Source organism: Ruegeria aquimaris, assembly GCF_025751555.1.
Taxonomy (GTDB): domain Bacteria; phylum Pseudomonadota; class Alphaproteobacteria; order Rhodobacterales; family Rhodobacteraceae; genus Ruegeria_B; species Ruegeria_B aquimaris.
In genome coordinates, this window is record NZ_JAOWLB010000045.1 from 1 (window position 1) to 7,737 (window position 7,737).

A 7,737-nucleotide genomic window follows, 5' to 3' on the forward strand; every position below is an offset into this window, starting at 1 on the left:
TGGCCGGTTTTTACACCGCCCGCAGCAGGCCTATCCCGCCGCTACCGTGGCAGACTTTTGCACCGCCGTTCTCAAACGTTGTGCAAGGGCGCAAGGCGAAGTTGCTGCCTCCTTTTTCCGTCTGACGTCAGCTGCAAAAAATCGCAAACTGACACCCCGGCTCTCTGCATGGATCGCTGAAATTCAACTTCGTCATATGTTTCCATCGATAGAAAAGGCTTCACGGTGCACGGAGAGATACTTCAAATGCATCTCTGAGAATTTGACGGGTTCAGTTACATCACGTTCGAGAGCAGCACGGGCTTTCGGTGATAGGTGTGCAGAATATTGCGGCCAGCCGTCCTCGCGAAAAGTAACGAGATGGCGGTCGAACGCCGCATCCCAAAGAGCGGACAAAAGAATTCCGTTGTAGACGTCGAGGCGCTCGGCGTCGTTGTCACATCCGCTCCACGGCTTCATGTGACTGGCTCGAAGCAAGGCTGTGTCGGAAATGCCGGTGAGAGGGCACCGCCCCTCCCAAAATCCAATAAGGGCATCGCGAAACAACGCTTGACCGATACGTTGAACGGTCAATCGTTCAGCTTCGGTTGTTTGTGGCATGGACCAAGTCTTTTGCCTGAACCTCAGCAGAGGGTCATCTGGCAACGCCTTGGCTAGGTCATAAGCCCGCGATACCGCATGATACAGGTCTCCGGTAGTTGGATACGCAAATCTTGCAACGCCGGGACCTGGCACCTTGGATGAGTGCCCGAGTTCGCGAGCGACACCAGCGTGATCGACAGCCAGGAACCATGGACCATCGGGGCTCGCAGCACCCAGGCCAATTTGACCCGGCGCGTCGTGGCTGGCGCGCAAGATCCAGCCATCTTCTATCTTGAGCTCAATACGCCACCCATTGTCCCAGGCTGACTTCTGGCACTGCGTCATAACAAAGAAGCTTGGTGGGTTTTCCAACTTCACGACTGCTCACCCCCCCTCATCGAATGTTTTCGCCGACACATTTGTGGTTGATCCCCATTGGCGATGGATCAAAAGCCACGCAGGAAGCCATAAGCACTACCATTCCGTTGCTCCAACGGCTTCGCCCCTCTGGCTTGTCTTCAGGTTCCATCGTGTTTCTACGGATGTCACTGCGGCGAGCCACCGCCCTCTAGCGGCATTCCCAACAGCTTTTCGATCCGATACGCGCTGCTCAGGACCCTGTGCACATCTAGGTCTCCGGAGGCACCCTTGTAACTGTCCAGGTAGGACTCGCTGCGCGGTGCAAGGCCGGAGCGCTTTGCAACAACATAGGCTACGCTCTCTGCCTCGATCTCCCGCAGCGCAAGGTCCACCGGACGATAGTGTTTAATCTTCCTTCTAAAGTCCGGGCCACAGTGCCCCAAGAAGATATGCGCCAACTCGTGAACCAGAGTCACCACCTGCGTCGGTTCCGGGTGATTGCGGTTCACGCCGACCTCGAAGGTCTGGAGCTTCTTAGGATCGCCATGATTGGTGATACGCCGCGCGAACCCGGCAGAACGGTCGCCTTGGTCGAGCCAGATCAGACGAAGATCTTCTCCCGCCATTGCATGTTCACAGGCACGCAGGAACCCGAAGGGGAGCTTACCCGTAGTAGGGAATGAGAACGCGGCTTCCGGCAGCTCCTCACCTTCAGTATCCAGAACATCGTAGACGAAATTCACCGGGCCGAAGTTGCGCAGGATGATAAGGGGCCGCGCCCCCTCTTTAGGCCGGCGACGGAATCGGCCCCACCAGTCCTGCACCGTCATGGCATAGCTGATCCCGGGCTTTTGCGCGTGCAGCAGCATCGCGTTGAACGGTGCCATGTTCTTCATTCGGGCCGTAAAGTCGAACAGCTCCTTGAGCGCGCTGCTGGTCGAATACAGCTGTGTGTCCGCGATCAGCTGGTCGATCAGCGCGCGGTCCGGGTCCTGGTCGTCAGTTTCGGACCGTCCGAACAGGTCTCCCTGTTCTCCCGGGCGCAATGGATCTGCAAGCAACCTGTCCAGATCAAAGCTCGGGGGGTATTCCGCAAAGCTCTCGTCGTCAGATGACGGGGAAAACCCGCTGATGATCCCGCCCGGCACTGGTCCACGAAGAGGTCGAAATAGGGGCGGAACCTTTGCTCCTGCGCTTCGGTCATGCCGCCATCCTGCATCGTGACGAGGATGGACTCGGCATCCGGCGTCCAGTCGAACCGTGAGTCGAAGATGCCCTGGACCGCACCGCGCAGGAAATCGGCCACCCGGGCATAGATATCTGGGTTGATCGCCGTCATACCATCTCCCACAACTCGTTCAGCCGCCACGCGTCCCCGGCCTCGGTCTGGCTGATGATCTTTCCCTCCGTCAGGTATTCGCGCGCCGAAACGAAGGCCGGAAAATAGGAGGCGTGCTCGTCCTCTATCGTCTTCGCGGACAGGCGGGGCTTCTTCAGAAAGACGCGCATGGCTGCGGGAAACAGATCGGCATCGGCGACCGGTTCCTTGGCGCGGGACAGGGCGACACTAATGCTTTCCATCATCGGGTTGACAGTCTCGCTGTGTGGGCTTTGCAGCAAGGCTACCCGCCGGGGAATGGTCGAGGCAAAATAGGCCTCGACGCCTCTCATCCCCATCTCGTGCCCGGCAATGCCCGAAATGTGCATCTTCATCGGCGAAGCGATGATTTCCAACACAGTCGTCACGCCCAGCAGGCTGTATAGTTCGACGCTATGCTTGCGAAGTGCCTCTTCCAGCGCCTGCGAGACGTCTTCTAGGATCCTGTCACCGTCATAATACCGTTTCATGCCTCACATCCCCATGCCTGTGAATCCCCGTCATCTTTATCCAGTCCCAGGCTTCCAGCACTAAGCGGCGGGTGCGGTATTCGCCGTGTTGGTGGATTTCTAGTTCCTTGATCATGCGGAGGATTTCCGACGGGTCGTCGGGGGCGCTTCATGTCGGTGAGGTCGAGGACTTAGCGCAGTTTCTCGCCGGTCAGGCCGTGAGCTTGGGCGTAAAGCTTCGGTTTTGGAATGTCAAAGTTTGCCTCTTCGAACTCTGCTTGGACTAACAGCTGTTCGTAAACACTCAGCGATCAGAGGATTTCGCTTGCCGAACCGCACTAGAAAGCGCTGCCCGAAGGCCGCGATTGAATGATTCCTCAATGCGCTGATCAATCAACCTACCAATCGTTACCACATCATTTTGGGACGGTTGTTCGCTTGCGAGCCGCGCCATTGACTCACGAATCTGTGATCCGAGGCGGGCAGCTGCTCCCTCCTCCCATTCATTTTTCTGCTTTGTGGCGAGCATCGTTGCCTCCGCTTTTCTCTTATTTAAGTTGGTTTCAAGCAGCTTCTGTCAAGCACAGAATAGTCGCGATCACGTTGGCTGCCACTCGAAGTGGCTCAACTGTGTCTGGCAACACGCCGTTTTCGTCGTCGTTATTGGAAGGTGCGAACCTGCCACGTCTATCGCTGGTCGCGACGAGGACTCCTAGTGGCTTTGGCCGCGTGCCGATCATGATTGGAACCGAGGCAAAGGACATATAAAGCTCACTGTCATAGCTTCGCTCGTTCTGACCCGTAGCGATAAGAAAACCACGCACGTTGGGGTCAGTGCTGTCGCGGCACACCAGTTCTCGCTTGGTCTTAAACGCCTGTCCGACATGGCCTTCTCCAGGTTTCCACTCGCGATGGGAAGCCTCCTCGCTCTCGCGGGACCAGCGGCGCGTTACCCGCATCACTAGTTTATCTCCTTCGGGCACGTAAAGACCGAACGTCCAGCGGTCGTCGTTCATGCCGAAGAGTTCGCCCTTAGGTGAAGCGCCATCCACGCCGCATGTCGGCCCAGACACGATGCTCGAGGACCTTGGCAAGCGTTCCGGCGGCGATGTTGACATTTGCACCCTTGGTATCGGGTTGGGCCATCCAGAAAACGCGCAGATTCTCGTTATGTGGCAGATAACCAAGTGCCTTTTGCACCTTTGTCCCAAAACCGTCGTCCGCTAGCCCTTCGGTGCCCGCATCGAGAACAGCTCGAAGGATCGCGCCGCGCAGCAGAGTAACGAAGACAGAATCATTGAAGTGACCTGCCTGCAAAGCCGAGTCCTGACGGTTGTCGCCGAAACCGAGCGTCTTTCGTTTGTCCTTGTCCAATAGCCCGAATTCCGGCTGGTTCATTGCCCGCAACATCGCCGTCACGATTGTCGTCGTTGCGGAGCTCCGACCCTCGGCTGAAAGCCCGCCCAGCTTGTTGCGCTCGCGTGCCTGGGGCGACGGCTGGTCGTGGCAAGCAAGGCAGAATCCGAAACGCCCGGGTAGAAACCAGAACGGTGCGCCGTCCTCTGCAAGAAGACCATCAGACCTGACCGAGACCAACCGAGGTTCCTGTTTCTTTCGGTTCTGGCGTAGCACGAAGACGCCACGGCGCTCCTCACGCCATTCCTCGGGAAAGGATTCGATGTCCCCATAAAACCGGAATTCGTCGCCGTCCGGTTCATAGGGAGTAAGGTAGCCGGGTTCATCTTCTTCGATTCGCGATGAGGACGGCGTGTCGTCGATGTCCCGGGGAAGTGCGACGCTACCTCGTGCTTCGTCACGCAGGGACACGACATGGTATTCCTGTCCGCAGGCGCGGCAGAACCGTGTCGGATAAAGTCGAGCTTCCGGATCGCTTGGGTCTCGCCGCTGCCCCTCGAGCAAGACGTTTCTTGGCCGTGCCTTGAGAGTAGTCAGAACATCGCCCGCGCCGGAAATGAACCGGTGCAGCTTGAATGCCATGAACGCATCCTCACCGCTGCCTCCTCGATCCTTTTCCGGAAGCGCTGTTCGGGCAAGGAAATCTGCGAGCCGACTAGCCGCCAAGTCCTTTGCAACGCCACTGTCAGCCGCTAGTTGCGAAATCGCGCCGTCGAGTGGAGTGGGCGTCCGACGCGCACGCGCTTTCGCCTCATCGAGACCAAGAACAAGCTCTGCCCAAACGGCCAGTGGGTGTTCGCGCAAATCAGAATCCGGCAGGTGATCCGGAATCTCTTGGGATAAAGTCTCTGCCAGTTGTTTGCGCGCCCAGTCGATACCCAGATCGTCGCGAGTCGCACGGCGCAGGCTCTCGGTGATGACCGAGTCCGCAGAGATTTTTGTGCCGAAGATTCGGGAGGCTACACGTGCAACAGCTTCACGCGGCTGGGCCGCAACGTCCTCGCTGGCCATGGTCGCAGATGTGCCGATGCAAATTGGATCGGAACCATTTCGGCACCTGTCCTTGAGCCGCCTGACCAGGATCGAGACATCCGCCCCCTGGCGTCCGCGATATGTGTGCAACTCATCAAGAACGATGAATTCGAGCCCACGGCAGTTCTCGATCACCCGAGCATCAGTGGCGTCTTGGCGTGTGAGCAGGAGTTCAAGCATCATGTAATTGGTCAACAGGATGTCTGGTGGATTTGCCGCGACCGATTTTCGCTCTGCATCCGATTCCTGTCCGGTGTAACGGGCGACGGTCGGCCGCATCGATTCCGGAAGATCCGACTGACCGACATACTTCTCGACTTCGCCAAGCTGGCTGTTGGCGAGTGCGTTCATCGGATAGACGATGATCGCGCGTGTGCGTGGCGGCTCGCCAGCACTTCGTGCTTTCAAGATCTGATCGACGATCGGAATGAAGAAACAAAGCGACTTGCCCGAGCCGGTGCCCGTCGTGACCACGAAGCTCTGTCCGGCCAACGCCTTGGCGACCGCCTCTCCCTGATGGCGGTGAAGGCGAAGCGGCGCACCATTGCTTCGGAACACGGCAGCGGTTTCGGGTGTCAGAACGCCATCGCTGGCCAGCTGGGCGACCGAAGGGCCACGTTCATAGGCTGGGTTGAGTGACAGAAGGGGAGCGGGCCAGAAGTGTCCGTCTTCGTAGTGCCGATCGATCTCGCGTGCGAGATCTTCGGCGCGTATCGTAGTGAATGACCGCGAGAAGCTTGCATACTCGTTCAAGATGGATGTGTCGAACTCAAACGCGCGCATGTCGTCATTCCCGTCGGTTTATCAAAGGCATCAAACCATTCAACACCATCAAGAAAGAGATTTACTTTCAATCGCAAGCTGAAAAGAAAGAACACTGCTCGTGACTTCTGAGTCGCGACATGTGGCGCTTTAGTTCAACCAAAACCGAGATCGGAACCAACTTCCCATGTCCGCCCTTGTATCCGTTGTCGATACAGCCATCCGCGAGCCCCGCACGCAGCGCCTCGTGCAGCTATCGGATCTTTTCGAATCCGGCGCTCTCTCGGATGCCACATCGGACGAAAGCTTCGTTCTTCGTCTCAACACTCACGTAGCCAGTCGGCACCAGAGCCCCGGGAAAACCCCGCCGGCGGACCTCATTTCTGCGATTTCCGATACCGGGGAGCTGCACAGACACGCCGAACTGGTTGCATTCGGCCGATGGCTTCTATTGGACGGATGCCCTGGCATGAAATCCCAAGGAGGCAAGCAAGCCGACCCGCGATTGATCCTGCAATGCGTCGCGACAGCGATCCATGAATTGCGGATCCGACCTGCCCTTCGAACGGAAGAGATCGAAACCGGAGCGAGGCAGCATCGCAAAGGAGAGATCACGAAACACGATCTGGCGACCAGATGGTCCCGGCTGTTCGATCAAGTGGTCAAACCCACCGCCTTCGATGCACGGCTGAGGTCTATGCGCCGGATACTCCCAGCCTATCTTGCCTACCTGCGGTCGGGAAAGTTCACTGTTTCCGGCAAGGAGATCAGGAAATCGCCGGAGATTGCGAAGGTTCTCAAGGCGATCTCAAAGGCGAGCACACCCGGGGTATCGCAGAAAACCCGCACGGCGGCACCAGTCCCTCACACGCCAGCCGTCCTCGCGCCATTCCAGATCGAGCTGCGCTATTCTTCGAGCGACCGGGAAGCTGAGTATCGCGGCCTAGGCGCCAGCGCAGTTGCAAATCCCATACTGCCGTATCTTGTCACCTCGTCTGCATCCACGGTAGCAAGCGGCAGACAGCGCACTGACCGAAGCGACAAGATCGTCCTGAAGCCGGATGTGATCATTCGTGGCGCCTACAAGGTAGACGCGCTGGTCGATCGTATCGCGATATTTGTCGATACGGTCGCCACAACCTCAGTCACCGCCCTCCATGACAAAATTTCCAGAGCGACCGCAGCCAAGACCTTCGTTCGCGATCTGACCATGGTGACGCCGCGTGACACATGGGGCGCAACTCTTCCTGTCGCTGATCTGCATAAGAAGTCCGGACAGCATTTCGCAATCCTGATCCAGGACCCGAACGCCGAGCTTCTGACGGTGATCCTGCAGGCTATCGAGCGCGATTTCGGGACGACCGGAAGCATCCAGGTCCACATGATCGAGGTCGCGATCGACTTCTACCCGAAGAACACAACCTCGGTGCAGGACGCGATCCTCCGCCGAGAACAGATGGTCGGCCTCCTGCAACGCCACCACTGGACACCGCACAGCCTGCTGCGTGACCATTGCCCGAGCGTGCCGCGCTATGTAGATGCGCGCCAGATCTATGCCGAGAAGGAAGCCCCCAGATACCTGTTCGCGCAACAAGGCGACTCCTTTCACTCCGATAGCGAGATCGAGCAGCCGAAGGTCAGGCATCGTATCCTGTCGTCGAAAACCGGAAAAGACATCTATCTAGGCCGTGTTGACAAAAGGGATTCACAGGCAGCGCTGAACGTGATTCAAGCTGGTATCTGCGATGGAGACCAGCT

The 7,737-nt window shown here is 57.9% G+C and carries 9 protein-coding genes; 1 reads left to right on the forward strand and 8 read right to left on the reverse strand.

The window, feature by feature from the left end; translation table 11 throughout:
• Positions 1 to 192: 192 nt before the first annotated feature.
• From OE747_RS24245 to OE747_RS24280, 8 genes are all read right to left on the reverse strand, one after another.
• Positions 193 to 960, reverse strand: coding sequence for an HNH endonuclease (locus OE747_RS24245; RefSeq protein ID WP_263831008.1), 768 nt, complete (start codon positions 958 to 960; stop codon positions 193 to 195).
• A gap of 167 nt (positions 961 to 1,127) precedes the next feature.
• Positions 1,128 to 2,003 carry an ImmA/IrrE family metallo-endopeptidase gene (locus OE747_RS24250; RefSeq protein WP_263831009.1) on the reverse strand — a complete coding sequence of 292 codons (876 nt, stop codon included), beginning with the start codon at positions 2,001 to 2,003 and terminating at the stop codon, positions 1,128 to 1,130.
• Entirely contained in the window at positions 1,916 to 2,281 is a 366-nt protein-coding gene (locus OE747_RS24255; protein WP_263831010.1) for a hypothetical protein, read from the reverse strand. The genes OE747_RS24250 and OE747_RS24255 overlap by 88 nt, the downstream gene beginning before the upstream one ends.
• The gene (locus OE747_RS24260) at positions 2,278 to 2,790 is read right to left on the reverse strand and encodes a hypothetical protein (RefSeq protein WP_263831011.1); all 513 of its coding nucleotides are present in this window, start codon (positions 2,788 to 2,790) and stop codon (positions 2,278 to 2,280) included. Before OE747_RS24260 ends, OE747_RS24255 begins: the two co-directional genes overlap by 4 nt.
• Positions 2,774 to 2,905, reverse strand: coding sequence for a hypothetical protein (locus OE747_RS24265; RefSeq protein ID WP_263831012.1), 132 nt, complete (start codon positions 2,903 to 2,905; stop codon positions 2,774 to 2,776). The genes OE747_RS24260 and OE747_RS24265 overlap by 17 nt, the downstream gene beginning before the upstream one ends.
• Before the next feature lie 168 nt (positions 2,906 to 3,073).
• Positions 3,074 to 3,298 (reverse strand): hypothetical protein, encoded by a 225-nt coding sequence (locus OE747_RS24270; RefSeq protein WP_263831013.1) that lies wholly within the window; start codon positions 3,296 to 3,298, stop codon positions 3,074 to 3,076.
• A gap of 34 nt (positions 3,299 to 3,332) precedes the next feature.
• On the reverse strand, positions 3,333 to 3,785 hold the full coding sequence (locus OE747_RS24275) for a GAF domain-containing protein (RefSeq protein WP_263831014.1): 453 nt from the start codon (positions 3,783 to 3,785) through the stop codon (positions 3,333 to 3,335).
• Positions 3,786 to 3,801: 16 nt separating this feature from the next.
• On the reverse strand, positions 3,802 to 6,000 hold the full coding sequence (locus OE747_RS24280) for a DEAD/DEAH box helicase (RefSeq protein WP_263831015.1): 2,199 nt from the start codon (positions 5,998 to 6,000) through the stop codon (positions 3,802 to 3,804).
• 166 nt (positions 6,001 to 6,166) lie between these two features.
• Between OE747_RS24280 and OE747_RS24285 the strand changes: the two genes are divergently transcribed.
• Positions 6,167 to 7,737: cytochrome P450 family protein (locus OE747_RS24285; protein ID WP_263831016.1), on the forward strand; the 1,571-nt coding region annotated here is incomplete at its 3' end.

What these genes read in the sequence shown, in the direction of transcription:
- OE747_RS24280 (WP_263831015.1), bottom strand. Translation starts at nt 6,000, where the DNA reads ATGCGCGCGTTTGAGTTCGACACATCCATCTTGAACGAGTATGCAAGC.
- OE747_RS24260 (WP_263831011.1), bottom strand. Translation starts at nt 2,790, where the DNA reads ATGAAACGGTATTATGACGGTGACAGGATCCTAGAAGACGTCTCGCAG.
- OE747_RS24265 (WP_263831012.1), bottom strand. Translation starts at nt 2,905, where the DNA reads ATGATCAAGGAACTAGAAATCCACCAACACGGCGAATACCGCACCCGC.
- OE747_RS24255 (WP_263831010.1), bottom strand. Translation starts at nt 2,281, where the DNA reads ATGACGGCGATCAACCCAGATATCTATGCCCGGGTGGCCGATTTCCTG.
- OE747_RS24275 (WP_263831014.1), bottom strand. Translation starts at nt 3,785, where the DNA reads ATGAACGACGACCGCTGGACGTTCGGTCTTTACGTGCCCGAAGGAGAT.
- OE747_RS24270 (WP_263831013.1), bottom strand. Translation starts at nt 3,298, where the DNA reads ATGCTCGCCACAAAGCAGAAAAATGAATGGGAGGAGGGAGCAGCTGCC.